The organism is Streptomyces sp. NPDC008125 (assembly GCF_042957125.1).
Taxonomy (GTDB): domain Bacteria; phylum Actinomycetota; class Actinomycetes; order Streptomycetales; family Streptomycetaceae; genus Streptomyces.
This window is the reverse complement of record NZ_JBIBHR010000012.1, coordinates 368-25,786: the sequence shown is the minus strand read 5'-3', so window position 1 is coordinate 25,786 and position 25,419 is coordinate 368. Positions and strand designations below refer to the sequence as shown.

At 71.1% G+C, this 25,419-nt stretch carries 27 protein-coding genes and 1 pseudogene; 11 read left to right on the top strand and 17 right to left on the bottom strand.

The window, feature by feature from the left end:
• Positions 1-256: 256 nt before the first annotated feature.
• Positions 257-514 (bottom strand): WhiB family transcriptional regulator, encoded by a 258-nt coding sequence (locus ACFZAX_RS21005; protein ID WP_003953983.1) that lies wholly within the window; start codon positions 512-514, stop codon positions 257-259.
• A 318-nt stretch (positions 515-832) separates the two neighbouring features.
• Positions 833-1,798 (bottom strand): diacylglycerol kinase family protein, encoded by a 966-nt coding sequence (locus ACFZAX_RS21000; RefSeq protein WP_390963353.1) that lies wholly within the window; start codon positions 1,796-1,798, stop codon positions 833-835.
• Between the two features lie 169 nt (positions 1,799-1,967).
• On the opposite strand from ACFZAX_RS21000, the gene ACFZAX_RS20995 reads away from it, so the two are divergent.
• On the top strand, positions 1,968-2,441 hold the full coding sequence (locus ACFZAX_RS20995; protein WP_390963352.1) for a hypothetical protein: 474 nt from the start codon (positions 1,968-1,970) through the stop codon (positions 2,439-2,441).
• Between the two features lie 66 nt (positions 2,442-2,507).
• Here ACFZAX_RS20995 and ACFZAX_RS20990 read toward each other — a convergent pair whose 3' ends face one another.
• From ACFZAX_RS20990 to ACFZAX_RS20980, 3 genes are all read right to left on the bottom strand, one after another.
• On the bottom strand, positions 2,508-3,446 hold the full coding sequence (locus ACFZAX_RS20990; protein ID WP_390963351.1) for a SigB/SigF/SigG family RNA polymerase sigma factor: 939 nt from the start codon (positions 3,444-3,446) through the stop codon (positions 2,508-2,510).
• Positions 3,447-3,469: 23 nt separating this feature from the next.
• Positions 3,470-3,883, bottom strand: a complete 414-nt coding sequence (locus ACFZAX_RS20985) for an anti-sigma regulatory factor (protein WP_266708962.1) — start codon at positions 3,881-3,883, stop codon at positions 3,470-3,472.
• A gap of 289 nt (positions 3,884-4,172) precedes the next feature.
• On the bottom strand, positions 4,173-4,433 hold the full coding sequence (locus tag ACFZAX_RS20980; RefSeq protein WP_390963350.1) for a UBP-type zinc finger domain-containing protein: 261 nt from the start codon (positions 4,431-4,433) through the stop codon (positions 4,173-4,175).
• 35 nt (positions 4,434-4,468) lie between these two features.
• Between ACFZAX_RS20980 and ACFZAX_RS20975 the strand changes: the two genes are divergently transcribed.
• Entirely contained in the window at positions 4,469-6,070 is a 1,602-nt protein-coding gene (locus ACFZAX_RS20975) for a Na+/H+ antiporter (protein WP_390963349.1), read from the top strand.
• Here ACFZAX_RS20975 and ACFZAX_RS20970 read toward each other — a convergent pair.
• The 3 genes from ACFZAX_RS20970 to ACFZAX_RS20960 form a co-directional block, all read right to left on the bottom strand.
• Positions 6,046-6,948 (bottom strand): pyridoxal-phosphate dependent enzyme, encoded by a 903-nt coding sequence (locus ACFZAX_RS20970; protein ID WP_390963620.1) that lies wholly within the window; start codon positions 6,946-6,948, stop codon positions 6,046-6,048. The genes ACFZAX_RS20975 and ACFZAX_RS20970 overlap by 25 nt on opposite strands.
• A gap of 160 nt (positions 6,949-7,108) precedes the next feature.
• Positions 7,109-8,311 (bottom strand): globin domain-containing protein, encoded by a 1,203-nt coding sequence (locus ACFZAX_RS20965; protein WP_390963348.1) that lies wholly within the window; start codon positions 8,309-8,311, stop codon positions 7,109-7,111.
• A gap of 130 nt (positions 8,312-8,441) precedes the next feature.
• Positions 8,442-8,891: an Rrf2 family transcriptional regulator gene (locus ACFZAX_RS20960; RefSeq protein WP_390963346.1), complete on the bottom strand. Its 450-nt coding sequence runs from the start codon at positions 8,889-8,891 to the stop codon at positions 8,442-8,444.
• 180 nt (positions 8,892-9,071) lie between these two features.
• On the opposite strand from ACFZAX_RS20960, the gene ACFZAX_RS20955 reads away from it, so the two are divergent.
• Together ACFZAX_RS20955 and ACFZAX_RS20950 are read left to right on the top strand one after the other, a co-directional pair.
• A complete protein-coding gene (locus tag ACFZAX_RS20955) occupies positions 9,072-10,478 on the top strand; it encodes a family 2B encapsulin nanocompartment shell protein (RefSeq protein WP_390963345.1) in 1,407 nt (468 codons plus the stop codon).
• 234 nt (positions 10,479-10,712) lie between these two features.
• A complete protein-coding gene (locus tag ACFZAX_RS20950) occupies positions 10,713-11,765 on the top strand; it encodes a family 2 encapsulin nanocompartment cargo protein polyprenyl transferase (RefSeq protein WP_390963619.1) in 1,053 nt (350 codons plus the stop codon).
• A gap of 79 nt (positions 11,766-11,844) precedes the next feature.
• Here the strand turns inward: ACFZAX_RS20950 and ACFZAX_RS20945 are convergent, their stop codons facing one another.
• On the bottom strand, positions 11,845-13,074 hold the full coding sequence (locus tag ACFZAX_RS20945) for a malic enzyme-like NAD(P)-binding protein (protein WP_390963344.1): 1,230 nt from the start codon (positions 13,072-13,074) through the stop codon (positions 11,845-11,847).
• Positions 13,075-13,632: 558 nt separating this feature from the next.
• On the opposite strand from ACFZAX_RS20945, the gene ACFZAX_RS20940 reads away from it, so the two are divergent.
• From ACFZAX_RS20940 to ACFZAX_RS20930, 3 genes are read left to right on the top strand one after another with little or no spacing between them, the layout of a single operon-like run.
• Positions 13,633-14,592 (top strand): transporter substrate-binding domain-containing protein, encoded by a 960-nt coding sequence (locus tag ACFZAX_RS20940; protein ID WP_390963343.1) that lies wholly within the window; start codon positions 13,633-13,635, stop codon positions 14,590-14,592.
• A 29-nt stretch (positions 14,593-14,621) separates the two neighbouring features.
• The gene (locus tag ACFZAX_RS20935) at positions 14,622-15,563 is read left to right on the top strand and encodes an ABC transporter permease subunit (protein WP_390963341.1); all 942 of its coding nucleotides are present in this window, start codon (positions 14,622-14,624) and stop codon (positions 15,561-15,563) included.
• A gap of 5 nt (positions 15,564-15,568) precedes the next feature.
• Positions 15,569-16,321 (top strand): ATP-binding cassette domain-containing protein, encoded by a 753-nt coding sequence (locus tag ACFZAX_RS20930; protein WP_390963618.1) that lies wholly within the window; start codon positions 15,569-15,571, stop codon positions 16,319-16,321.
• Positions 16,322-16,470: 149 nt separating this feature from the next.
• Here ACFZAX_RS20930 and ACFZAX_RS20925 read toward each other — a convergent pair whose 3' ends face one another.
• From ACFZAX_RS20925 to ACFZAX_RS20915, 3 genes and pseudogenes are all read right to left on the bottom strand, one after another.
• Positions 16,471-17,250, bottom strand: a complete 780-nt coding sequence (locus ACFZAX_RS20925) for a hypothetical protein (RefSeq protein ID WP_390963340.1) — start codon at positions 17,248-17,250, stop codon at positions 16,471-16,473.
• A complete protein-coding gene (locus ACFZAX_RS20920; protein WP_390963339.1) occupies positions 17,247-17,735 on the bottom strand; it encodes a SigE family RNA polymerase sigma factor in 489 nt (162 codons plus the stop codon). Before ACFZAX_RS20920 ends, ACFZAX_RS20925 begins: the two co-directional genes overlap by 4 nt.
• Positions 17,736-17,889: 154 nt before the next feature.
• Positions 17,890-18,299 (bottom strand): annotated as a pseudogene (locus tag ACFZAX_RS20915) (class I SAM-dependent methyltransferase); the annotation flags it as partial.
• Positions 18,300-18,393: 94 nt separating this feature from the next.
• Between ACFZAX_RS20915 and ACFZAX_RS20910 the strand changes: the two are divergent.
• A complete protein-coding gene (locus ACFZAX_RS20910; protein ID WP_390963338.1) occupies positions 18,394-19,023 on the top strand; it encodes an ABATE domain-containing protein in 630 nt (209 codons plus the stop codon).
• Here the strand turns inward: ACFZAX_RS20910 and sodX are convergent.
• Positions 18,927-19,364: a nickel-type superoxide dismutase maturation protease gene (gene sodX, locus ACFZAX_RS20905; RefSeq protein WP_390963337.1), complete on the bottom strand. Its 438-nt coding sequence runs from the start codon at positions 19,362-19,364 to the stop codon at positions 18,927-18,929. The genes ACFZAX_RS20910 and sodX overlap by 97 nt on opposite strands.
• Positions 19,365-19,552: 188 nt before the next feature.
• Here sodX and sodN point away from each other — a divergent pair, with 188 nt between their 5' ends.
• The gene (sodN, locus tag ACFZAX_RS20900; RefSeq protein WP_266708992.1) at positions 19,553-19,948 is read left to right on the top strand and encodes a superoxide dismutase, Ni; all 396 of its coding nucleotides are present in this window, start codon (positions 19,553-19,555) and stop codon (positions 19,946-19,948) included.
• Positions 19,949-20,207: 259 nt separating this feature from the next.
• Here sodN and ACFZAX_RS20895 read toward each other — a convergent pair whose 3' ends face one another.
• From ACFZAX_RS20895 to ACFZAX_RS20880, 4 genes are all read right to left on the bottom strand, one after another.
• A complete protein-coding gene (locus tag ACFZAX_RS20895) occupies positions 20,208-20,753 on the bottom strand; it encodes an HAD domain-containing protein (RefSeq protein ID WP_390963336.1) in 546 nt (181 codons plus the stop codon).
• A 15-nt stretch (positions 20,754-20,768) separates the two neighbouring features.
• Positions 20,769-21,461, bottom strand: a complete 693-nt coding sequence (locus tag ACFZAX_RS20890; RefSeq protein ID WP_390963335.1) for a methyltransferase domain-containing protein — start codon at positions 21,459-21,461, stop codon at positions 20,769-20,771.
• Positions 21,462-22,373 carry an aminoglycoside phosphotransferase family protein gene (locus ACFZAX_RS20885; RefSeq protein ID WP_390963334.1) on the bottom strand — a complete coding sequence of 304 codons (912 nt, stop codon included), beginning with the start codon at positions 22,371-22,373 and terminating at the stop codon, positions 21,462-21,464. It lies immediately after the preceding gene.
• A gap of 75 nt (positions 22,374-22,448) precedes the next feature.
• A complete protein-coding gene (locus ACFZAX_RS20880) occupies positions 22,449-23,198 on the bottom strand; it encodes a hypothetical protein (protein WP_390963333.1) in 750 nt (249 codons plus the stop codon).
• 201 nt (positions 23,199-23,399) lie between these two features.
• Here ACFZAX_RS20880 and ACFZAX_RS20875 point away from each other — a divergent pair, with 201 nt between their 5' ends.
• Complete coding sequence (locus tag ACFZAX_RS20875) at positions 23,400-24,755, top strand: tetratricopeptide repeat protein (protein WP_390963331.1); 1,356 nt, start codon at positions 23,400-23,402, stop codon at positions 24,753-24,755.
• Between the two features lies 1 nt (position 24,756).
• On the top strand, positions 24,757-25,287 hold the full coding sequence (locus ACFZAX_RS20870; RefSeq protein WP_390963330.1) for an NUDIX domain-containing protein: 531 nt from the start codon (positions 24,757-24,759) through the stop codon (positions 25,285-25,287).
• Positions 25,288-25,419 lie beyond the last annotated feature (132 nt).

Sequence of the window (25,419 nt, the reverse complement as noted above, 5' to 3'; positions counted from 1 at the left end):
ACCGGTAGGGGCTCCCGCCGACAGGGCTCCCGCCGACGGTACCCACGTCGGCAGAACTCTCTCCGACGGGAGCCCCACCGGAGGTGGGAATCCCCACCGGAACACCGAAAGGCCCGGACCGTGGTGACGGTCCGGGCCTTTCGGCTCAAGCAGGTTCTTCTGCGCTTCGGGGTACTGCGCGCTGCGACTCGAAGGCGGGGCTGTGCGTACGCTGCGTACGCGCCGCCGGGCTGAGGCTTGTCGCGGGGGCTTCGAATCAGGCGCTGGCGTTGCGCGCCCGGTTGCGAGCGGCACGGCGCTTCATGGCGCGGCGCTCGTCCTCGCTGAGGCCACCCCAGACGCCGGAGTCCTGGCCGGACTCGAGCGCCCACTGCAGGCACTGCTCCATGACGGGGCAGCGACGGCAGACGGCCTTGGCTTCCTCGATCTGCAGCAGCGCAGGACCGGTGTTGCCGATGGGGAAGAACAGCTCGGGGTCTTCCTCACGACAAACGGCGTTGTGACGCCAGTCCATGGCTGCTACCTCTCCTTGGTATTACATGCTTGTTGCTTGTGAATGTGAACGCTTTCACGAATCCCCCCGCAGGTGAAGGGCCTACGCCCAGACGAACTGGTCGTGGTCTCACAGTGGGGAGGGGTTCTGGCTTTCAGTGGAGGCCGATGCTGCGGGCCGTCCCGATCGCCATGTAGAGATTCGCAAACCTCGGCGGCGGATACAACCCCTTCTGGAAAGTTTTTTTTGATTCCTCGGTGTCGGCTCCGTCACAGCCGTACTTCTTAGGGGTGGGAACCAGCCCAAACGTTCGAGTTAAAGGACTTTGGGTCCTTCCGCTCACACAATCACACGCAGTGCACGGCGTACGCCTGTGAACGTCACGCTCGTACGCAGCCCCAGGTGGTCGCCGTCCATCTGGAAGGGGAGTGGGACCTTTGAATGCAAGGTGAAGTCCGTGAGGTCATGCCGTGAAACCACGTGCTTGCCGCGCGGGCCCCTGTCGGGGCTGGAGGTGAGCAGCTGGGTGCCGTAGCGGGCCACCTGCGTGGTGGAGAGCCGCTTCAGGCCGAGGATGTCCAGACCGGTGTCGAAGGACGCCTTCGGGGAGGCGTACATCGGGCGATTGCCCAGGTAGGTCCAGGGGGCGGTGTTGCAGATTATCGACAGCGCGAGCTCGTGCACCGGCTCCCGGCCGGGCTCCTCCAGCGTGATCACGCCCTGGCGGCGGTGCGGCTCGTCGATGAACTGCCGGAGCACCTGGCGCACGTACAGCGCGTGGGTCGAACGCTTGCCGCCCTCGCGCTTCTGTTCGACCCGGCCGATCACGCCGGCGTCGAAGCCGAGACCCGCGCAGAAGGTGAACCAGCGTTCTGGTACCGCCTCGTCGGCGGAGCCCGGCGTACCGAACGCACGTCCCAGTCCCACCGTCCGTGAGCTGTCCTCGGCCAGCGCCTGGAGGATCGCGCCGGTCGCCTCCACCGGGTCGTTGGGCAGTCCCAGGGCGCGCGCGAAGACGTTGGTCGAGCCGCCGGGAACCACCGCGAGACTCGGCAGCCCGTCGTCGGGCCCCTGGTCCAGCAGTCCGTTGACGACCTCGTTCACCGTGCCGTCGCCGCCGAGCGCGACCACCAGGTCGAAGGAGCCGGAGTCCGCGGCCCGGCGCCCCAGGTCCCGGGCGTGACCCCGGTACTCCGTGGTCACGGCCTCGATCTTCATCTCGCTCGCCAGAGCGTGGATGAGCACGTCGCGCGTCCGCGCACTGGTGGTGGTGGCGGCGGGATTGACCACGAGGAGAGCGCGCATGACTGCCAGCCTACCTACCGGACGGTACCGGCCCGCAGTCCCTCCCCCGAGCCTTCACTGAGCGTGACCGTCCGTCGTGTGGTCACCGGGCGTGACCGGAGGTGCCCGGGAAGCGGCGCACCGGCCCCCGGCTTCGCTTTCCGGGCGCGGGGATGCCAACCTGGCTGACGTGAGTACTCAAGCGAACACCCCCTCCCCGTCCCCCGCGTCCTCGGCCGCGCCCGGGAAGCGGACCGGGAAGCCGGGGCGCATCGAGGCCCTCGCCGCGCTCACCGCCCTCGAAGGGGCGGCCCTCGTCGCCGGCGGGATCTACCTGCTGGTGATGGGGCTGTTCGGACGGCCGGAGAGCCCCACGCAGGCGGTGACGGGCGGAGCCACCCTGATCGCGCTCGGCCTCATCCCGCTCGCGGGTGCCCGCGGGCTGCTGCTGCGCCGCAGCTGGGGCCGGGGCCCCACGCTCATCACGCAGATCATGGGAGTGCCCGTCGCCTACACGCTGCTCAAGTCCCACGGCGCGCTGATCCCGACCGGAATCGTCCTCGCCGCCGTCGTGATCACCGCACTGGTCCTGGTCCTCAACCCGGCGACGACCCGGGAGCTGGGCATCACCCGGGGGCCGCTGCCGGCCTCCGACGACCGGTAGCGGCGCCCCCGGCACGACGAAGGGCCTTGGAGACCATCGCGGTCTCCAAGGCCCTTCGTCATACCGTCACTCCTCCACGAGCAGCCGCTCACGCAGCTGCGCCAGCGTGCGGGCCAGCAGCCGGGAGACGTGCATCTGGGAGATGCCGACCTCCTGTGCGATCTGCGACTGGGTCATGTTGCCGAAGAACCGCAGCAGCAGGATCCGCTTCTCGCGCGGCGGCAGTCCCTCCAGCAGCGGTTTCAGGGACTCGCGGTACTCGACGCCCTCCAGCGCCTCGTCCTCCGAGCCGAGCGTGTCCGCGACGGCCGGCGACTCGTCGTCCGTGTCCGGCACGTCCAGCGAGAGGGTGCTGTAGGCATTGGCCGATTCCAGCCCCTCCAGCACCTCCTCCTCGGAGATGCCGAGCCGCTCCGCCAACTCGTGCACGGTCGGCGAGCGGCCGTGCTGCTGGGAGAGCTCGGCGGTCGCCGTGGTCAGCGAGAGCCGCAGCTCCTGGAGGCGGCGCGGCACCCGCACCGCCCAGCCCTTGTCCCGGAAATGGCGCTTGATCTCCCCGACGACGGTCGGTGTCGCGTACGTGGAGAACTCCACGCCCCGGTCCGGATCGAACCGGTCCACCGACTTGATCAGGCCGATCGTGGCGACCTGCGTGAGGTCGTCCAGCGGCTCGCCCCGGTTGCGGAACCGGCGTGCCAGATGCTCCACCAGCGGCAGATGCATCCGGACCAGCCGGTTGCGCAGTTCGGCCTTCTCCGGCGAACCGTCCGGCAGTTCCCGGAGGACGACGAAGAGCGCCCGCGCACCGCTGCGGTCGTTGGGATCGTGATGCCCGTGCTCGCTCATCTGGCCCGCCCGCTCCGCCTGTTCCGCCGCGGCCGTGACAATCCTGGGCTCGCCCGCACCGCCCGTCCCGTCCTGCCCGTCCACCGGGTGCGGCCGGGCCTGTTGCTCGGGGACGGCATTGGGGTGCGCCGTCCCTGGTCGGATCGAATCGTCCCGCACAGCACCGTCCCCGTTCCCGTCGCTCACGCCGGCCCGGGTCCCGCGCCGCGTTGTTTGTGGAGGCTGATGCTGACCGTCCGGTCGTCGGCGACCGTGGATTCGACCTTGCCCGCCAGCGCGGCGAGCACCGTCCACGCGAAGGTGTCGCGCTCCGGTGCCCGGCCGTCCGTGGTGGGGGCCGACACGGTCACTTCGAGGGAGTCGTCCACCAGCCGGAACACGCAGCTGAGGACGGATCCCGGCACGGCCTGCTGGAGCAGGATCGCGCAGGCCTCGTCGACCGCGATGCGGAGGTCCTCGATCTCGTCGAGAGTGAAGTCCAAACGCGCCGCGAGGCCGGCCGTGGCCGTACGCAGCACCGACAGGTAGGCACCCGCAGCGGGCAGCCGGACCTCCACGAAGTCCTGGTTCCCGGGTTCGCCTGCGATCTGGGACACCCTCACCTCCAAGGTGGCACAAACTCGTTCGAGGTTCCGGAACAGGTCCGGAACCGTTCGGTCGGTCGTCGGTTCTCGGTCGGGGCGACGCTATCGCGATCCGTGCTGCCGTGTCGCCGCGAGCCCAACCGGTGGGGGTCACACATGGTAAGCACGGAGATGCTGACAGTCGCTAGCGTTGCGACCGGAGTTGTCAGCCCGTGACGTGGACGGACCGCGCGGGCGCGGGTACCGGAGGTCGGCGTCGCCCAATTCCGAAGAACCGGCGCCGGTTTGACGTACCCAGGCGTCAGACGATCGAACCGTCCTCGTAGCACCAGCGCCAGCTCTCGCCCGGCTCGAAGCTCCGCACCACGGGATGCCCGCTCTCCCGGGCGTGTCCCGTTCCGTGCCTGAGTGGTGACGAATCGCAGCAGCCGACGTGCCCGCAGGTCAGGCAGAGTCGTAGCTGCACCGGGTGTGTTCCGGCGTCCCGGCACTCCTCGCAGGTGTCGCTGAGCGGGGTGGGCTCGGGGCGGGGCAATTCGGATACGTGCGGGCACTCACTCATGATGGCCAGGTTACGACGGATGTGAGGACCGACCGATGGACGCATTGCCCCTGGTCGCACTGGTCGCGGCCAGTGCGGCGGTAGCCGGAGCCGCGCGGCGCACTCCGGTGCCCGCCCCGTTGCTGCTGGTAGCCGTGGGACTACTGGCCGCCTACCTGCCGGGGGTGCCCCCGTACACGCTCGACGCGCACATCGTGCTGCCGCTGCTGCTACCGCCCCTGCTGTACACCGCCGCCGTGGACAGCTCCTACCTGGACCTGCGGGCCAACGCCCGGCCCGTCGCGCTGCTGTCGGTCGGGTACGTCCTCTTCGCCACGCTCGCGGTCGGCTGGCTCGCCTATCTCCTGGTGCCGGACCTGCCGTTGCCCGCGGCGCTGGTGCTCGGCGCGGTCGTCGCCCCGCCCGACGCCGTGACCGCCGCCGCCATCGCGCGCCGGGTCGGCCTGCCGGCCCGGGTCACCACCATCCTCCAGGGCGAATCCCTGGTGAACGACGCCACCGCGATCACCGCCTACAAGGTGGCCCTGGCCGCAGCCGTGGGCGCCGGGATGAACTGGGGCGAAGGGGTGTGGGAGTTCCTGCTCGCCTCGGTCGGCGGCGTCCTCGTCGGTCTGCTGCTGATGGTCCCCCTGCACTGGCTGCGCACCCACCTCAAGGAGGCGCTGCTCCAGAACACCCTCTCCCTGCTGATCCCCTTCGTCGCCTACGCGGCGGCCGAGCGGGTGCACGCCTCCGGCGTGCTCGCCGTGGTCGTCGTCGCCCTCTACCTCGGACACCGCTCCTGGCAGGTCGACTTCGCCACCCGGCTCCAGGAGGCCGCCGTCTGGAAGATGGTGGCCTTCGTGCTGGAATCCGCCGTCTTCGCCCTCATCGGGCTCCAGATGCCCTTCGTGCTGCGGGGCTTGGGCACCTACGCGGTGTGGGACGCCGTGCGGTACGCCGTCGCGGTCTTCGGCGCCGTCGTCGTCGTCCGCTTTCTCTGGGTCTACCCCTCCACCTACCTGCCCCGCTTGCTCTCCTCCCGCATCAGGGAGCGCGAGCCGGAGACCAACTGGACCTCCCCGCTGATCGTCGGCTGGGCCGGAATGCGCGGGGTCGTCTCGCTCGCCATCGCCTTCTCCATCCCGTTCTTCACCGACGACGGCGAACACTTCCCCGCCCGCAACCTGGTGCTCTTCCTGACCTTCACCACCGTCATCGGCACCCTGGTCATCCAGGGGCTCACGCTGCCGCTGCTGGTCCGCGTGCTGAAGCTGCCCGGCCCCGACCCGCAGGCCCAGACGCTCGCCGAGGCGCAAGCCCAGAGCGAAGCCTCCACGGCGGCCGAACAGCGGCTGGACGACCTCCTCGCGGACGAGCGCAACAGCCTCCCCGGGCCCCTCGCCGACCGGCTGCGCACGGTCATGGAACGCCGCCGCAACGCCGTCTGGGAACGCCTCGGCGCCCCCAACCCGCTCACCGGCGAGTCGGCCGACGACACCTACCGCCGGCTCTCCCGCGACATGATCGAGGCCGAACGCGAGGTCTTCGTACGCCTGCGCGACGACCGCCGCATCGACGACGAGATGCTCCGCACCCTGCTGCGCCGACTCGACCTCGAAGAGGCCGCCGCCTACCGCGAGACGGACGCCGACTGACTGGAGGCGGTCCCCTCCTCCGCGGGTTCCGGGCGTCCGGTGACCACCGCGGTCACCCGGGCGCCCGGGGCGAACGCGCCCTCCCCGGCCAGCCGGACCAGCGCGTACAGCAGCTTCGCCACGTAGATCCGCTCGACCGGCAGTCCGTGCCGGTCCTCGAAGTCGTCGGCGAAGGCATGGAGTTCCGGGGGCGTACGCGCGTACCCGCCGAACGCGAAGCGGTCCTCCACCGACCACCGCCCGGCCGGACCGCCGAACGCCTCGCGCTGGAGGCCGCGCACCGCGTCGGTGAGGAAGCCGCCGCGCAGTACCGCGACGCCGAGGGCCCGTTGTCCCGGGTCCAGGCCGGCCGCCAGACCCGCCAGGGTGCCGCCGGTGCCGCAGGCCACGGCCGCGACCTCGGTACGCCCCCGCAGTTCGCCCCCGAGCTCCGTACAGCCCTGTGCGGCCCGTGCGTTGCTGCCGCCCTCCGGGATGACCCTCGCGTCCCCGAAGCGGTCCAGCAGCGCCGCCAGCACCCGGGGATCGTCCTTCGCGCGGTACGTCCGCCGGTCCACGAAGTGCAGCCGCATCCCGTCGGCCGCGCACCGGGCGAGCGAGGGGTTCAGCGGGCGGCCGGCGAGTTCGTCGCCGCGTACCACCCCGACGGTGGCGAAGCCCAGCAGCCGCCCGGCGGCGGCGGTCGCCCGCAGATGGTTGGAGTACGCCCCGCCGAACGTCAGCACCGGGCGCCCGTCGCCGTCCGCGAGGTTGGGCGCCAGCTTGCGCCACTTGTTGCCCGGCAGGTCCGGGTGGATCAGGTCGTCCCGCTTGAGCAGCAGCCTCACCCCGTGCCGGGCGAACCGCCCGTCGTCCACCTCCACCAGCGGGGAGGGCAGCCGGGGGCGGAGTACGGAGGCGGGGTCCGGGGCGGTGGCGGCGGGGACGGGGCCCGGGGCGGCGGGGACGGGGGCGGGGGCGTCGGGGCGAGGGGCGGCGGGGCCGGTCGGGGTCACTCCTCCAGTGTCGCCGCCGTCCTCCCGCCCCGGTCCGCGCGGGTCAGTCCTGGGCGAGCCAGAGGTCGGGCCCGAACACCTCGTAGTGGATGTCCGCCGCCGGGACGCCCTTGGCCAGCAGCTGGGTCCGTACGGCGCGCATGAAGGGCAGCGGGCCGCAGAGGTAGGCGTGGGTGCCGGGGGCGACCGTCAGGCCGTCGAGGTCGACCGGCCCGGTGCGCCCGGCGGGGTGGCCGGCCTCGGGGTGCTCGTACCAGAAGTGGGCGGCGCCGCCCTTGAGCGCGGCGGTCAGCCGCGCGTGGTCGTGCCTCAGGGCGTGGTCGGCGGGGGAGCGGTCGCCGTGCACCACGGTCACCGGGGCGTCGTGGCCGGTGGCCGCGAGGTGCTCCAGGAACGACAGCATCGGGGTACAGCCGATCCCCGCCGAGGCGAGCAGCAGCGGGGCGGCGCCGACGGGCGCGCCGAGGGTCAGGTCCCCGTACGGCAGCGAGACGCGCAGGCGGTCGCCGGGGTGTACCTGCGTGTGCAGGTGCGCCGACACCTCGCCGTCCGGCCCGTCGCCGCCGTGCACCCGCTTGACGGTGATCGAACGCAGCGCGGGGTCCGGGGCGCCGGAGAGGCTGTACTGGCGTATCTGGCGGGCGCCGTCCGGGAGTTCCACCTGGACGGAGACGTACTGGCCGGGCCGGAAGGCCGGGGCCGGGGCGCCGTCGGCGGGGCGGAGCCGGAAGGTGGTGGCGTCGGCGGTCTCCGCGGTGCGCCCGGCCACCTCCCACTCCTGCCAGACCTGGCCCGCGGCGACGCCGCGTTCCGCGTAGAGCCGGTCCTCGACGGCGATCAAAGCGTTGGCCATCAGCCAGTAGACCTCGTCCCAGGCGGCGGCCACCTCGGGGGTGACCGCGTCGCCCAGCACCTCCGCGACGGCGGCGAAGAGGTGCGTGTGCACCACCTCGTACTGCGCGGCCGTCACGCCGAGGGAGGCGTGCTTGTGGGCGATCCGGCTCAGCATCACGTCGGGCCGGGTGTCCGGGTGCTCGACCAGCATCGTCGCGAAGGCGGCGACCGAGCCCGCGAGGGCGCGCTGCTGGGTCGCGGCGGCCTGGTTTCCCCGGTTGAAGAGGTCCCTGAGCAGCTCGGGGTGGGCGGCGAAGAGCTTTTCGTAGAAGAGATCGGCGATGTCCCCGATGGCGGCGCCGACGGCGGGGAGAGTGGCGCGGACGGTGGCGGTCGACTGCTCGGAGAGCATCGGGACTCCTCGGATGTTGAATTGGTATATGGGATGCGTATTTCACGGGACGCGTACACCCCGTGCGGCCCGTGGGGGCGCGCACCCGGTGCGGCGGTGAGGTTCAGCCGGTGTCGGCGGGCGGTGAGGTTCAGCCGGTGTCGGCGCGGGTCGCGCCGATGCCGACGAGCAGGGGTCCGGTGGGCGAGGCGACGAGTTCGGAGACGGTGATCGGGTCCAGCTCCGCGAAGAAGGCCTCCTGGGCCCGACGCAGGGCGCCGCGCAGCCGGCAGGCGGCGAGCAGTGGGCAGGGGCTGTCCCCCTCGCACTCGACGACGTCGCCGGCGCCTTCGAGCTCGCGGACGATGCGGCCGACCGAGGCGGTGCGGCCGGACCCGGTGAGGGTGAGCCCGCCGCCGCGCCCCCGACGCGCCTCGACCAGGCCGAGGTGCTGGAGCCGGGCGACCACCTTGGCGGTGTGGGTGTACGGCACGCGCATGGTCGCCGCCACCTCCCGGGTGGTCGGTGCCTCGCCGTTCCCGACGACGGCGAGGCGCATCAGGACCCGCAGCGCCACGTCGGTGAATCTCGTCAGCCGCATGAGGGCACCGTAGATAACTGGTACCAGCGATGCAAATTATCGAACGCGGCGGGCGCCGTCCGGCCCCACTGCCCCGATCGAAGCATGTTTAGTCGCACTCTTTTGTGTAATGGCGTAGCGACACTCCGTGCTGAAAGGCTTCTTCGCGCAGCTCAGCCCATGATCGAGAGGACCCGTCAGATGTCCGTTGGTGAAGAGGTTCGCGACACGCAGGGCACGCCGCAGCAGAGTCTCGGCACGGCCGCTGCGAGGAACCTCGCGACGACCACCAAGTCCGCGCCGCAGATGCAGGAGATCACCTCCCGGTGGCTGCTGAAGACGCTGCCGTGGGTGCAGGTGCAGGGCGGCACGTACCGGGTGAACCGTCGGCTCAGCTACTCGGTCGGAGACGGACGGGTGACCTTCGTGCAGACCGGCGACCGGGTCGCCGTCATCCCCGCGGAGCTCGGCGAACTGCCCGCGCTCCGCGACTACGCGGACGAGGAGGCGCTCGCCGAGCTGGCCCGCCGCTGCGAACAGCGCAGCGTGGCCGCCGGGGAGGTCATCGCGGCCTCGGGGGACGCGGCGGACCGGGTCTACCTGCTGGCGCACGGCCGCGTCGAGAAGATCGGTACGGGCCCCTACGGCGACGAGACGGTCCTCGGAGTCCTCGCGGACGGCTCCTACTTCGGCGACCACTCCCTGGTGGAGGGCGACGCGCAGTGGGAGTTCACCACCCGCGCGGCCACCGCCTGCACCCTGCTGACCCTGAGCCGCGCCGACGTGCTCAACCTCGCCGAGCGGGTCGACACCCTCCGCAGCCACCTCGCCGGGCTGCTCGCCATCCCGCAGCAGCGGACCAACAACTACGGCGAGGCGGCGATCGACCTCTCCGCGGGACACGTCGGCGAAGCCGTCGTCCCGCACACCTTCGTGGACTACGACGCGGCGCCCCGCGAGTACGAACTCAGCGTCGCCCAGACCGTACTGAAGGTGCACAGCCGCGTCGCGGACCTGTACAACCAGCCGATGAACCAGACCGAGCAGCAGTTGCGGCTCACGGTCGAGGCGCTCCGCGAACGCCAGGAGCACGAGCTCATCAACAACCGGGAGTTCGGCCTCCTCAACAACTGCGACTACGGCCAGCGGCTCCAGCCGCACGACGGGGTGCCCGGCCCCGACGACATGGACGAACTCCTCTCCCGGCGGCGCGGATCGAAGCTCTTCCTCGCCCACCCCCGCGCCATCGCGGCCTTCGGGCGCGAGTGCAACCGGCGCGGACTCGTCCCGGAGAGCGTGGACGTCGGCGGCCACCACGTGCCGGCCTGGCGCGGGGTGCCGATCTTCCCGTCGAACAAGATCCCGGTCACCGACGCCCGTACCACCTCCATCATCTGCATGAGGACCGGCGAGGCCGAGCAGGGCGTCATCGGCCTCCACCAGACCGGTATCCCGGACGAGATCGAGCCGAGCCTCTCCGTCCGCTTCATGGGCATCGACGAGCAGGCGATCATCTCCTACCTGGTCACGGCCTACTACTCCGCCGCCGTCCTCGTCCCGGACGCCCTCGGGGTCCTGGAGAACGTGGAGGTCAGCCGCTGGCACTGACGACCCGTGCGGTGGGCCCGGAGCCAAGCGCGGCCTCCGGGCGGTGTCCGGGTCCTGGGGTGCGTCTCCACCTTGCCGCCCGCCGGGCGCCGCCCGGCGGACGGCAGGGCGATGGCGCACCCTCGCCCGTGCCCGCGCCACCGCGCCGCGCGTACGACCCCGCACCCCCGGCCCGGGAAGGAACCGGACCGGGGGTCCACCGGCGACAGAGCGACAGAGGGAGTGACCGTGACCATGACGAGTACGGACGCCGCGACCGAGGGCTTCGAGGCCGCCGCGCTCCTGGAACGGACCCGGGCCGTCGTCGACCCGCACCTGCGCGCCGCGGTGGCGTCGCTGCCCGGCGGGATGCGCCGGGTGGCGATGTACCACTTCGGCTGGGCCGACGCCGGGGGCAACGAGGCCGGCACCGCCCCGAGCCCGGCCGGCAAGGCCATCAGACCCGCCCTGGTGCTGGCGGCGGTCCGCGCGCTGGGCGGCGACCCGGACCGCGCGGTGCGTGCCGCCGTGGCCGTCGAACTCGTGCACAACTTCACCCTGCTCCACGACGACGTCATCGACGAGGACGCCACCCGGCGCCACCGGCCCACCGCCTGGGCGGTCTTCGGCGTCCCGGACGCCGTCATCACCGGTGACGCCATGCTCGCCCTCGCCCTGCGGCTGCTCGCCGACGACGACCACCCCGCCTCGGGCCCCGCCACGGCACGGCTCACCGCCTGCGTCATCGAGCTCTGCGCCGGCCAGCAGGCCGACTGCGCCTTCGAGGCACGAGGCCCCCGGGAAGTCACCCTCGACGAGTGCCTCACCATGGCCATGGCCAAGACCGGTGCCCTGCTCGGCTGCGCCTGCGCGATCGGCGCCCTCTACGCGGGCGCCCCGGACCGGTCGGTCGGCGCGATGGACGGCTTCGGCCGGGAGTCGGGGCTCTCCTTCCAGCTCATCGACGACCTGATCGGCATCTGGGGCGATCAGGCACGCACCGGCAAACCGGTCGGCGCGGACCTCACCGCCCACAAGAAGTCCCTGCCCGTGGTGGCCGCGCTCACCTCGGGGACCCCGGCGGCAGCCGACCTCGCCGCGCTCTACGAGGGCCCCCTCGGCGCACCGGACGAGGTCCGCCGGGCCGCCGACGCCGTGGAGCGGGCCGGCGGGCGCGACTGGGCGCAGGCCGCGGCGGCCGACCGGATGGCCCGGGCGGTCCACCACCTCTCCCGGGCCGTGCCCGACCTGGCGGCCGCCGGCGACCTGCTCTCCCTCGCGGAGTTCGTCACCCGCCGCAGCCACTGAGCGACCCGGGTACGTACGAAGCCCCGCTCCCCGTCATGCGGGAGAGCGGGGCTTCGTACGTCTGCGGTGTCTACGGGTGTCAGCGCCGGGCGACGCCCTCGGCGCGCGCGGCGGCGGCGACCGCGGCCGTCACCGCCGGGGCCACCCGCTCGTCGAACGGCGACGGGATCACGTACTCCGCGGCCAGCTCGTCGCCGACCACGTCGGCCAGCGCGTTCGCCGCGGCGATCTTCATGCCCTCGGTGATCCGGGAGGCCCGGACCTGGAGCGCGCCGGCGAAGATGCCGGGGAAGGCCAGCACGTTGTTGATCTGGTTCGGGTAGTCCGAACGCCCGGTGGCCACGACCGACGCGTACTTGTGCGCGATGTCCGGGTGAACCTCGGGGGTCGGGTTGGCCATGGCGAAGACGTACGCGCCCGGCGCCATCGAGGCGACGGCGGGCTCGGGGACCGTGCCGCCGGAGACGCCGATGAAGACGTCCGCACCGGCCAGCGCGTCCTCCAGCGGGCCGGAGATCCCGGCCTTGTTGGTGATCTCGGCCAGCTCCCGCTTGACCTCGCTGAGGTCCTCGCGGTCCCGGCTGACGATGCCCTTGCGGTCGGCGACGGCGATGTCGCCGATGCCCGCCGCCAGCAGGAACTTCGCGATGGCCACACCGGCCGCGCCCGCACCGGAGATGACCCCGCGCAGGTCGCCCAGGGTCCGGCCGGAGAGCTTCGCCGCGTTGCGCAGGGCGGCCAGCGTCACCACGGCGGTGCCGTGCTGGTCGTCGTGGAAGACCGGGATGTCCAGCCGCTCCTGGAGCCTGCGCTCGATCTCGAAGCAGCGGGGCGCCGAGATGTCCTCCAGGTTGACCCCGCCGAAGGAGGGCGCGAGCCGGACGACGGTCTCCACGATCTCGTCCGTGTCGGTGGTGGCGAGCGCGATCGGCACCGCGTCCACACCGCCGAACTGCTTGAAGAGGATGGCCTTGCCCTCCATCACCGGGAGGGACGCCTCGGGGCCGATGTCCCCGAGCCCGAGAACGGCGGTGCCGTCCGTGACGACCGCCACGACCTGCGACTTCCAGGTGTAGTCGTGGACGAGCTCCGGGTTCTCCGCGATGGCGCTGCACACCTTGGCGACACCCGGCGTGTAGGCGAGGGACAGGTCGTCCTTGTCGCGGATCGGCACGGTGGCCTGCACGGCCATCTTCCCGCCGCGGTGGAGCGCGAAGGCCGGATCGAAGGGCTCGTCGGCCGCGTTCGACTCTCCGGCCCGGCTGCCGGCGGTGCTGTGGTTGAGAGGATTGGCGATCTCCGCTGCCATGCTGTCTGACCCCTTAGGTCTTCATCGTCTGAGGGTTGCCGCTCCTGGTCGAGGAGGGGTGGGTGGGCACCGCGTACGTCCCCGGCGCCGGCGGTTGGACCGCCCCGGCGGGGAGCGTTCGTACGCGCGGACGCGCCGCACACGCGTCCTGGTCCCCGGATGAGGGGTGTAAAGGTCTTTCTTACCGGACCGGGACCGCCGTGGACGAGTCTCTTTCGACCCGGTGACGTGGTTCATGGGCGAATGGTGCGACAAGTCCGCACGACGGAAGCACGCTCGGCGGCAAGTCCGTTGTACGGCACACGAGTCGTCGGGCCGATCCGGCCGTTCCGGAGATTCTCCGGTCTCACGGTGAAATTCCCACAGATGGTCCGGTTCCGCTCAGTCGGCCTCTGGGGATTCGGGGGTCGCCCGTTACCCGATTTTGACATGGCTGGACCCCTGAATGGGCTATTCCGGATGGCAAGATGCCCTAATCGCTCGGGGTGTCGGGACTCGAAGATGCGTTCAGGCGCCCCTTTCTTTTTGACACTCCCTCACCGCCGGAGGACTCCGACCATGACCGCTCGCACCATCCGCTGTACGCCCGCCATGTCCCGTCTGGCTGCGGTGAGCTCCCTCGCGGTCGCCGGCGCGCTGATCCTGACCGGCTGCGGTGACCAGACCGACTCCGCCAAGAAGGACGAGCCGGCCGCCTCCGCGTCGGCCGCCGCCCCGCTCGCCGACCTGCTGCCCCAGGACATCCGGGACAAGGGCGAGATCAAGGTCGGCTCCGACATCGCCTACCCGCCGGTCGAGTTCAAGGGCGAGGACGGCGCCACCATCGGCATCGACCCCGACCTCGGCGCCGCGCTCGGCAAGCAGCTCGGAGTGAAGTTCGTCTTCGAGAACGGCACCTTCGACACCCTGCTCACCGGCCTGCGCTCCGGCCGCTACGACCTGGCCATGTCGGCCATGACCGACACCAAGAACCGCCAGGACGGCGTCGACCCCGAGACGAACAAGAAGGTCGGCGAAGGCGTCGACTTCGTCGACTACTTCACCGCCGGCGTCTCGATCTACACCAAGAAGGGCGACGACAAGGGCATAGCCACCTGGGCGGACCTCTGCGGCAAGAAGATGGTCGTCCAGCGCGGCACCGTCTCCCACGACCTCGCCAAGGCGGAGAGCGCCAAGTGCGGCGCCAAGGGCAAGATCTCCATCGAGGCGTTCGACAACGACCTGGAGGCCCAGACCCGGCTGCGCGCCGGCGGCGCCGACGCCGGTTCCTCCGACTTCCCGGTCGCCGCCTACGCGGTCAAGACCTCGGGCGGCGGCAAGGACTTCCAGCTCGTCGGCGAGCAGGTCGAGGCGGCCCCGTACGGCATCGCCATCGCCAAGGGCAACGACCAGCTCACCAAGGCCATCCAGTCGGCCCTGGACGCGATCATCAAGGACGGCACGTACCAGAAGGTCATCACCAAGTGGGGCGTGGACGCGGGCGCGGTCACCGAGGCCAAGATCAACGGCGGCTCCTGACCGGGTTCCGGCGCTGAAAGGCAACAACAGTGACTGACATCGACAAGACGGAGCATGCGGACACCCCGCCGGCTCCGGCTGCCGGGCCCGAGCCCATCAAGGCCGTCCCGGTACGCCACTACGGCCGGTACGTCGCCGCGGCCGTGGTCCTCGGCCTGCTCGCCACCCTCGTCTACGCCTTCTCCCAGGGCGACATCAACTGGGGCGCGATACCGGACTACTTCTTCAACGACCAGATCCTCGAAGGCGTCAGGAACACCGTCGTCATCACCCTGCTGGCCATGGTGATCGGCATCGTGCTCGGCGTCGTGCTCGCGGTGATGCGGCTCTCCAAGAACCCGGTGACCTCGTCCGTCGCCTGGGGCTACATCTGGTTCTTCCGCGGCACCCCGGTCTACGTACAGCTGCTCGTCTGGTTCAACCTCGGCCTCGTCTTCACGTACATCGACCTCGGGCCGGTCTACAAGGACGAGTGGTCGTCCTTCATGACCCCGTTCCTCTGCGCGCTGCTCGGCCTCGGGCTCAACGAGGCCGCGTACATGGCCGAGATCTGCCGCGCCGGCCTCCAGTCCGTCGACGAGGGCCAGACCGAGGCGGCGCACGCGCTGGGCATGACCCACGGCAGGACGCTGCGCCGGATCGTCGTCCCGCAGGCGATGCGCGTCATCGTGCCGCCCACGGGCAACGAGGTCATCAACATGCTGAAGACCTCCTCGCTCGCGGTCGCCGTCCAGTACGGCGAACTGCTGCGCTCCACCCAGAACGTCTCCCAGTCCTCCGGCGCCACCGTGGAGATGCTCTTCCTCGCGGCGGTCTGGTACATGGTGGCGACCTCGGTGCTGAGCATCGGCCAGTACTACCTGGAGCGTCACTTCGCCCGCGGATCGAGCCGCAGCCTTCCGCCCACCCCGTTCCAGAGGGTCAAGGCCAATGTGCTGTCCCTGAGCCGTCCCCAGGGAGGCGTCGCATGACCGCCATGGTGAAGTCCGAGGGCGTCCACAAGTCCTACGGCGCCTCGCACGTCCTCAAGGGCATCGACCTGGAGGTCGCCCCCGGGGAGGTCTTCTGCCTGATCGGACCGTCCGGTTCCGGCAAGTCGACCTTCCTGCGGTGCATCAACCACCTGGAGAAGATCAACGCCGGACGCCTCTCCGTCGACGGCGAACTCGTCGGCTACCGGGAGCACGACGGCCGGCTCTACGAGCTCAGGGACAGCGAAGTCGCCCTGCGGCGCCGGGACATCGGCATGGTCTTCCAGCGCTTCAACCTGTTCCCGCACATGACGGCCATCGAGAACGTCATGGAGGCACCGGTCCAGGTCCTGCGCGAATCCAGGGCCGTCGCCCGCGAGCGCGCGGAGCGCCTGCTGGACCGGGTCGGCCTCTCCGACAAGCAGGACAGCTACCCCTCGCAGCTCTCCGGCGGGCAGCAGCAGCGGGTCGCCATCGCCCGCGCCCTGGCCATGCAGCCCAAGCTGATGCTCTTCGACGAGCCCACCTCCGCGCTCGACCCGGAGCTGGTCGGCGACGTTCTGGACGTCATGCGCGGCCTGGCCGAGGAGGGCATGACGATGATCGTCGTCACCCACGAGATGGGCTTCGCCCGCGAGGTCGGCGACGCGCTCGTCTTCATGGACGACGGCGTGGTCGTCGAAGCGGGCCACCCGCGGGACGTGCTGACCAACCCGCGGCACGAGCGGACGCAGGCGTTCCTCTCCAAGGTGCTGTAGGTGTACTGATCCGTGAGGCCGGGGACACGGCACGAGCGCCCCTCGGGGGCGCCGCGGCCGTGCCGGCCCCCCGACCGTACGACCACGACGCCCCCGAGGGCGGCCCCGGCCTTCCGGCCCGGGGCCGCCCGAGGCGCCCGCCCGCCCCGTCACTTCGTCGGCATCAGCTCCGGGCGCTGCATCAGCTCACGGACCTGGGCGCTGTTCAGCGGCGGCGACTCCAGCAGCGGGCCCTGCGCCCCCTTGGCCTTGAACCCGGTGCTGGAACGGAGCAGCAGAGCGCTGCCGTCCTTCAGGACCAGCTGCCCGTCGATCTCCGGACCCCACTGGGGCGTCCCGTCCCCGTAGTCCATCGCATCGCTCCACGTGGTGAGGACACGCCCGTCCTGCAGCACCTCGCGCACGCAGTCCGCGCGCTTCGGCTCCTTGCCGTCGGCCTTGCACAGGTCGAGCTCGGTGAGCGGCACGCCGCCGCCGCTCTTCGCGGCGACCTCCTTCGCACTCCTGACCTGGAAGGTCAGATAGCCCACCCCGCCGTCCTCGTGGACCGCGTAGTCCCCGTCCAGGGGGCCGATCCGGTGCTGATCGACCGTGTCCGGCTTCACGTGCTTGATGATCGACACCAACGAGACCTCCTCCAGTCTGCCGACCCCGGAGGGCAGCAACGCCGTCACCCGGCTCGCCCTGTCCGTACCGGAAGTGGCGGACGCCGCGACCGAGACCCGTTCCAGCGGACTGGCGGGGTCCTGGTGCAGCCGGGGGATGCCGACCGCCCCGGCCGCCACGACCGCGAGGGCCGCGCACGAGACCGCCGCCCGCCGGCGGAACCGCACCCGGGCCGCGCCCGCGTACACCGCCTCCGCCGACAGCACCGGCCGGCCGGCGTCCGCCGCGGCCCTCTCCAGCAAGTACTTCACGTCGTCGCTCACACCAATTCCTCCGTCATCCCGGCGCGCAGCGCCGCCAATCCCCGAGCCGCGTGGCTCTTGACCGTGTTCTGTCGCATTCCGAGCAGGTCCGCGGTGGCCTCGACGCTCAGGTCCTCCCAGTAGCGGAGGACCAGCACCGCGCGCTGCTTGGCCGTGAGCCGGGCGAGCGCCGCCCGTACCTGGAGGCCGGTGTCGCTGTCCTGCTGGCCCCCCGCGTGGTCGGGCAGCTCGCCGAAGGGCTGCTCCCGCCGCCAGAACCTGCGGCGGGACGCGATGAAGGTGTTGACCAGCGTCTTGCGCGCGTACGCCTCGATGTTGTCGAGCCGCCCGTGCCGTCGGCCGCCGACCAGCACCTTCACGAGCGCCGTCTGCACCAGGTCCTCGGCCTCGTGCCGGTCGCCGCACAGCAGATAGGCGCTGCGGAACAGCGCGGTGCGTCGGGCCTCCACGAAGGCGTGCAGCGCGGCATCCTCGTCCGTCCGCATTCCCCGCCCCTCTCCGGGCCCGCGGGCGCGGACCGTCTCACCCCTTCCAGTGCGCCGGACCGCGACGGAGGTTGCGGCCGGACGCAAACGGATGGGAGGAATGTGCGGTGCCGGGTCGCCTTCCGTGCCGGGGCACCACCCGGGCCGTCCTCCGTGCCGGGACACGGCGGGCCCGGTCCGTCCCGGCGTGCCGGTGGGCCCGTGCGGCCGCGTCGATACGGGGAGTGGACCTACCGGTCATGTGGTGCGCGTTCATGGACACCCCGCCGTACCGGACCCGTGCGCCGACCTGCCCGGAGCGCGAGGACCGCGGGATCGAGATCCGGGCCGGTACCGGTGGCCTCCGGGAACCGGCGCGGCAGCCGGTCCGTGATACTTCCCGTACCGCAGGCGAGGTCGAGCACGCTCGGCTCGGGGCCGGCCCACGGCTTCGGCCATGTCGAGCATGATCCGGAGGCGTTCCTTGCGGTCCGGCGTGTACCCCTCACGCCGGCGGTCCCGGCTCTGCTGCCAGGAGCGCCGGTCGGTGCCCGCCGCCGAACCCGTCACCTCGGTGTCCGCCATGTGAACCCACCTCCGATGTAATACTCACATAGCGAGATCGACCATTACACTGCTGGTTGCAGGGAACTTTGGACCCACGCCGTAAGGACGACAAGTGGAACTGGCCTATTACTCGGACTACGCCGTGCGTCTGGTCAACACCGAGGAGCCGGCCCGCAACAAGGACGCGCTCACCTCGGTCGACGCCGTCCGCGAGCTCTTCGCCGGAAACACCCAGGCGGCCCGGCGGGCGACCGACGCCGACGTGACCCGCTTCCGCTCCGTGCGGGGCCGCCTGCGCGCCGTCTTCGAGGCCGCCGACGGGGGCGACGAGACCCTCGCGGTCGACCTGCTGAACTCCCTGCTGCTGGAATTCCCCGTCAGCCCGCAGATCTCCGGCCACGACACCCTGGACGGCACCGGGAAGCCGGACTGGCACATGCACCTGGCGGACCATCCGTCCAACGCCACCGCCGGGTACGCCGCCATCGCCACCATGGGGCTCGCCTTCCACCTCACCACCCACGGGGTGGACCGGCTGGGCCTCTGCGAGGCGCCCCCGTGCCGCAACGCGTACCTGGACACCTCCACCAACCGGTCGCGGCGGTACTGCTCCGACCGCTGCGCGACCCGCGCCAACGTGGCCGCCTATCGGGCCCGCAAACGCCTGGAGGCCGACCGGTCCGCCGACAACGGCCGCACCGCCGAGGCAGCCCAGCCCAGCACCCCCAGCGGCGACCGCTGATCCTTCCTCAGCGGCCGGAACCGCAGATGCGCCCGGGCCAGTACGAGATCCTCCGGGACGGTCCCGTACACCGTGCTGTCCCCGCCCGCGAACGCGTTGTCCGCCAGCACCCACCAGCCGCCCGGGCGGCGCTCGGTGGCCCGTTTCACCACCAGCAGATCCTGCTGGAAGGGGTGGCGCAGGATCACCACGTCCCCCGGACGCACCGGCGCCCCGTACCGCACGAGGAGCCGGTCACCGTGGTACAGCGTCGGCACCATCGAGGGCCCCGTCACCTCCACCACCTGAAACCGCACCCCCGCCGTCCGCCCGTCCCCGGGCCCCTGCGCCGGCTCCGCCATCTCCGCTACCTCCCCGGTCCGTTCGTCCGCCTCCAGTACACCGTCTCGCGCGCCGCTCGTACATTCGGCCCCGGGTCCTCATCCCCGTCCCGGACTTTTGACCTAAGCCCATGGGGGCACTCGCTGAAACAGGTGCTCCACGGAGTAATGTCCCACCTGAGAAGACGATCACGAGGAAGGACAGCTCCATGCTCTCCCGCCTGTTTGCCCCCAAGGTGAAGGTCAGCGCTCACTGCGACCTGCCCTGCGGTGTGTACGACCCGGCCCAGGCCCGCATCGAGGCGGAGTCCGTCAAGGCCGTCCAGGAGAAGTACCAGGCCAACGAGGACGCGGACTTCCGCACCCGCTCGGTCCTGATCAAGGAACAGCGTGCGGAGCTCGCGAAGCACCACGTCTCCGTGCTCTGGAGCGACTACTTCAAGGCCCCGCACTTCGAGAAGTACCCCCAGCTGCACCAGCTGGTCAACGACACCCTGAAGGCGCTCTCCGCCGCCAAGGCGTCGAACGACCCGGCCACGGGCCAGAAGGCTCTGGACCTGATCGCCGAGATCGACAAGATCTTCTGGGAGACCAAGAAGGCCTGATCTCAGGTTGGGCGTCTGACCTGCGAGTTTCGCGGGTCGCGTCGCCCAACTGACCCGCACCCGGTCCGCGGGACGCCGAACTTGGCGTCCATGGCGGGCCGGGTGCGGTGTTTTCCGGGCAGGGAGCAGACGCGCGCAGTAGTGTTCCAGCCGACTCAGATACCACTGGCGCCGATTCCTGCCACAGATCGCAGACGACTCACGCCCGATGAGCAACACCACGATGCCTCCGCCGTTCGCCCCAGCGGGGGCACAGTCGTCAGACGTCGCGGGCTGTGGGCAACTGCGTTACCCATGTCGTGAGCTCGGTCAGATGCTCGGGTTGCAGCCCGAAGTGCGGGTCGGGCTGAACGATGAGGGTCGGCGCTCCTCCGGCGGTGCGTTCCGCCGCCCAGGCGTGGTCGAGGCTGGTGAAGTCGTCGTCGATCCAGACGGCGGGAGCTTTGCCGAGCCAGGTGTCGACGTGGTCGCGTTTCCAGAGGTAGCCGTCGGGGTGGCTGATGGTGATCTGGGGGCGAGGCAGGTCGAGGTAAGGGAAGTCGGGCAGCCCCAGAAGAGGGCCGATGATCGTGGTGGCGTCCCTGCGCCAGCTCGTGCACCACACGGGGGTGACGAGTCCGCTGGTCAGGAGGCCGGTGAGAAGGCCGCCGTGACTCGGGTCGAGCCAGATGGGCACGGGGTCGTCGGGGTGCCGGCCGGTGGGCAGGACGGTGTGGCGGACGTGGCTGGGCGGGGTGCTGCCGTCGGCGGCCGGGAACGGGATGAGGACACCGTCGATGTCCAGGAGCAGGTAGGGCAGGGGCATCGGTGCCTCCGGTGGTCAGCGTTTGCGGGCGGTGATCAGGAGGGTGGTGGGCCACGGGTCGCGGCGTGGATGCCGCAGCTCCACCGTCGAGGTGATGTGCAGGCCGGTCCGGGAGAGGTGGGCCTCCCAGCGGCGGGCGCCGAACTCCCATCGGGCGAGGGGCAGTCGGGTGCGGTCGGGCATGGTGACGTAGTCCTCGCGCGGACGGTCGTCCGTGGATGGGTTTCTTCCGGCCCGTGCCGGGTGAGGGACGGAGAAGGCCAGTACGCCGCTCGGTTTCAGGCGTCGGGAAACGGCGGCGAGGAGGAGGTCGGGGGCGACGAGGCCGACGGCGCCGAAGACGGAGTAGATCGCGTCGAAGGTCTGGCCGGTGGCCTGCAGGTGGTGCAGTGCGTGGCAGGCGTCGAACGTGGCGCCGTCGATGTGGCCGTAGTGGGAGCGGGCCCGGCGTACCTGGAGGCCGACCAGGTCCACGCCGGTGACGCGGGCCCGGTGGTGCTGCGCGAGGTGGGCCACGTTGTGGCCGGCGCCGCAGCCCAGCTCCAGGACGCGTTTTCCGCACAGGTCCCGGCCCAGGATCTCGGCGCCGGGACCGAGGCCGGCGTGGGTGCTCCATTCCATCCGGGCCGGCGCGGTGAGGGCGTGCGCGGGGGCAGCGGCTGTGCGCTGGGCGGCGTGGGTGTACCAGGGGGAGACCTGGGCGAGCACCTAGACCTCCAGGAGTCGGACCACGTCGTTCAGGTGGCGGCGGACAACGGGGATGTACGCGGGGTCCTTGGCCGGGTCGTCGATCCAGCGGATGGCCTGCTCCATGAACCACTCGACGGCCCACATGCGGTGCCAGCCCAGGGCCCATGCCTCGGCGGTCAGGCCGCCCCGGGAGGCGAGGGCGTCTTCATGACCGCCTGCGGTGACGTACTGCTCCAGGAACACCCGCATGCGGAAGGGGCTGGGTACGTCGGTGGTGCCGTGGTACGAGGCGAGGTCGATCAGGCCGGGGCCGGTGAAGGCGCGTGCGAAGTCGAGGAGATGCCAGGCGTTCTCCCCGATGTGGATGCTCGTGGGGTGGAACTCGGAGTGGACCCAGCCGAACGGGTCGAGCGTCGCACCCTGGACACGGGCCTCAGCTGCGGCAGAGATCTTCCCCAGTGCGGTCTCGATGTCGTCGCAGCCCGTCCACCGGTCGGCTTTCCGCAGCCGCTGGAGGTGATCCAGGGCTCGGCCGGGCAGGGCTGCGAGGCCCGCCCCGTCGAGGAGGGGCAGACCGCCCGCCGGGCGGGCGGCGTGGAGCATGACGGCGGCGGCGACACCGTCGAGGTCGTCGGCGTCCCGTACGGGAGTGCCGAGGTCGTCCATGAGCATCCCGAGCCACTTGTCCCGCAGGGCGGTTGCGTGGAGCGCGGGGACCGGGAGCCGGCGCTGGTGGGCCATCCGCAGGGCCTGGGCCTCGCGGTCGAAGGGCTCCTTGGCGTACTTGAAGACGGCCGTGGTGCCGTCGGGGAAGGTGAGGCGTTCGACGCCGGACATGGCCCAGACGCGAATCTCGGTGCATTCGGGGAGGGGCTTGCCGACGAGAGCGCACAGGTCGCTCAGCAGGGTGGCGGACAGGCTCTGGTCCATGAGGTCTCCAGGGGCTGGTGGCTCCGGGGCGGGCGCGCGCGAGCTGGCCCGCCCCGGAGCCGTACTGGGGTGGGATCAATCGGCTTCGGTCACGCGGTGGGCATAGACCTGCTCGATCCAGCCCGTCTTGAACTCGCCCAGGTCGTCGCGGAAGTTGGCCATCGAGGCACCGTAAGGTGCGACGACGCCGCCGGACTGGTCCGGCACGGACTGGCAGCCGTGCACGAGCCGGCCGCCGAGCGCGGCGTGGGCCTTGATGGACTCGATCCGGCGGTGCTCGTTGAACCAGCCGCCGTGGTAGACCTCGTCCAGCATTCCGCCCGTCTCGTCGTCCAGGTCGAAGACGACGGATGTGGCGGCAGGAAAGAACCAGCACGGGCCGACGTTGGAGATGTGCCCGTCCAGCTCGACCTTGTTGAGCGCCATCAACGTGGCCGCCTCGCGCAGCATGCGCAGGTGGCCGGCGGCGACCTGCGGGAGGCCGAGGCCGGCCAGGTGCTCCTCGCGGAAGAGGTACGCGTACACCCCGTACGCCGTCGTCAGCACACGGGCGGCGTCGGAGGTGGATTCGCTGTGCTGCTTGATGAAGTCGAGCGCGAGCTGCTCGACCGCGTTCTCGGTCGTCTCGTTCACGTCCAGGAGCTGCGCCTTCACCAGCTCCCAGTCGGCGACGAGCCAGGTGTTGGACTCGAAGCGGAAGAAGTAGTCGGCCGGGTCGATGGTGATGCGTCGGCCGTCGACCTGGATGCCGGGCAGGCGGTTCCAGCGCGGGTCGAAGGCGTCGGGCAGCTCGACCGTGATGGTCGCGGTGTCGATGGTGGTCACCGTGTCTCCGTCTCTGATCGTCCGGACCGGGGCACAGGAATGCCCGAGCCCGTTGGGCGTACGGAACTTGGGGGCCGCCCGGCCCGTGATGCCGTGAGTGGGGCAGCTGTCGATAAGTGAACCGCCCGCTACGCAGAGTGGGTACGGTGTGACCGAGGCCAAGCGGTATACACGGTTTACGGAATCGGAGTGGAGGCGATCGTGCCGGCACCGACCCGCGCCAACTCCCGCCTGCGCGACACGATCAACGCCGCCGGGTGCACGTACGACGCGCTCGCCAGGGACGTACGCCGGATCGCCGCCGAGAACGGCGAACTGCTCCAGACCAACAAGTCGGCCATCGCCCACTGGGTGGGCGGTGCCCGCGTGCCGTCCGGCCGGGCAGGCCAGTACCTCGCCGAAGCTCTCTCCCGGCGGCTGGGACGCGTCGTCACCCGAACCGAGCTCGGTCTCCACTCACCTGACGCGGAGTCCTTACCGGACAGCGACCCCGTCACAGCGGTCACCGACCTCGGCCGCGCCGACGTCGAGCGCCGTCACTTCCTCGCCATCGCCGCCTTCACCACGGCCGGCGTGGCCATGCCGCTCCAGCACGACCACGAGGCCACCTCGCGGATGCTCCGCGCCCGCACCGCCCGCTCCCTCGTCGGCAGCGACGACATCGACGTCGTGCGACAGATCACGGCGGCCTTCAGTGCCGCCGACGAGAGGCTCGGCGGCGGACACGGCCTGACCACAGTCACCGCGTACCTCGCCGACACAGCCGCCCCCATGCTGCGCGGCCGCTTCCCCTCGGAACTCTTACGCCAGGCTGCCTTCGGCGCCGTCGCCGAACTCGCCTACCTCGCGGGGTGGAAGCACCACGACCTCGGACACGAAGGCGCCGCCCAGCGCTACTACCAGGTCGGCTACCAACTCGCCTGCGAAGCCGACCCCCACGGCCACGCCGCATGGATGATGCGCGCCCTCGCCCACCAGTCCCTCAGCCTCAAGCAACCCCACCACTGCGTGGACCTCGTCGAAGGAGCTCTTGCCCGCGGCCTCGGCCATGTCGACGGACAGACGGAAGCACTCCTCCACATCACGCACGCCCGCGCCTACGCAGCCGTCGGCGAGAACCCACTGGCCGCCCGCGCTCTCCTCGCCGCCGAAGACGCACTCCTGCGCGAGGACGGTCCCCAGCCCAGCTTCTCCCGCGTCAGCGGCCCCGCAGCCGGCACAGTCGCCAGCCACACCGCCCGCACGCTGACCGACCTCGCCGACCACATCGGTACGGAACAGCAGCACCGTGACGCGCTCACCCGCTGGGACCCGGAGAAGTACAAGCGCGTCCACGCCCTCACCCACGCCGACCTCGGCGACAGCCTCGCCGCTCAAGCCCGAGCCGACGAAGCGGTCGCGGCCTGGACCCAGGCCATCGTCCTCATGGAGGGCATGACCTCCGACCGCACCCGCAAGGCGATCACCTCGACCCGCTCCACGCTCGCCATCTACCAGCGCCGCCGCGTCCCCGGAGCTGCGGATCTCGCCCGCCGAGCCCGCGAGGCCCTCGCCTAACATGCCCAACAACCGCCCCGACGAAGGGAACCCCGTGGCCCAGCAGACCGACAACCGCACCCAAGCCCTCAAGCCGGCGCTCGACTCGATGACGCTGCTCGTCGCGGCCGTTATCGTCCACGACAAGGCCACCAACCGCGTCGTCCTTCTCCAGCGCAGCGAGAACGCCAAGTTCGCCCAGGGCCTGTGGGACCTCCCCGTCGGCAAGAGCGAACCGGGCGAGCCCATCACTGAGACGGCAGTCCGCGAGCTCTACGAGGAGACCGGCCTCACCGTGAAGCCCGAGTCCCTCAAGGTCGCCCACATCATCCACGGCGCCTGGGGCGTCGAAGCCCCCAATGGCTTCCTCACCGTCGTCTTCGCCGCCGAGGAATGGACCGGCGAACCCGAGAACCGCGAACCCCGCAAGCACTCCCAGGTCCGGTGGGTCGATGCCGCCGCAGTACCCGAGAATTTCGTCGACACTACTTCAAGCGCCCTTCACCGATACCTCAAGGGAGGCCCGGAGGTCTCCCTCGACGGCTGGCATTAGAAGCGTCAACTGCGGCGCGACTAGAAGACTGATGAAGATCTTGGGGCGGGGTGGGGGGGGCCGGGGGGGGGGCCCCCCCCCCCGGGGGGGGGGGGCGGGGGGGGGGGGGCCGGGGGGGGGGGGGGGGGGGGT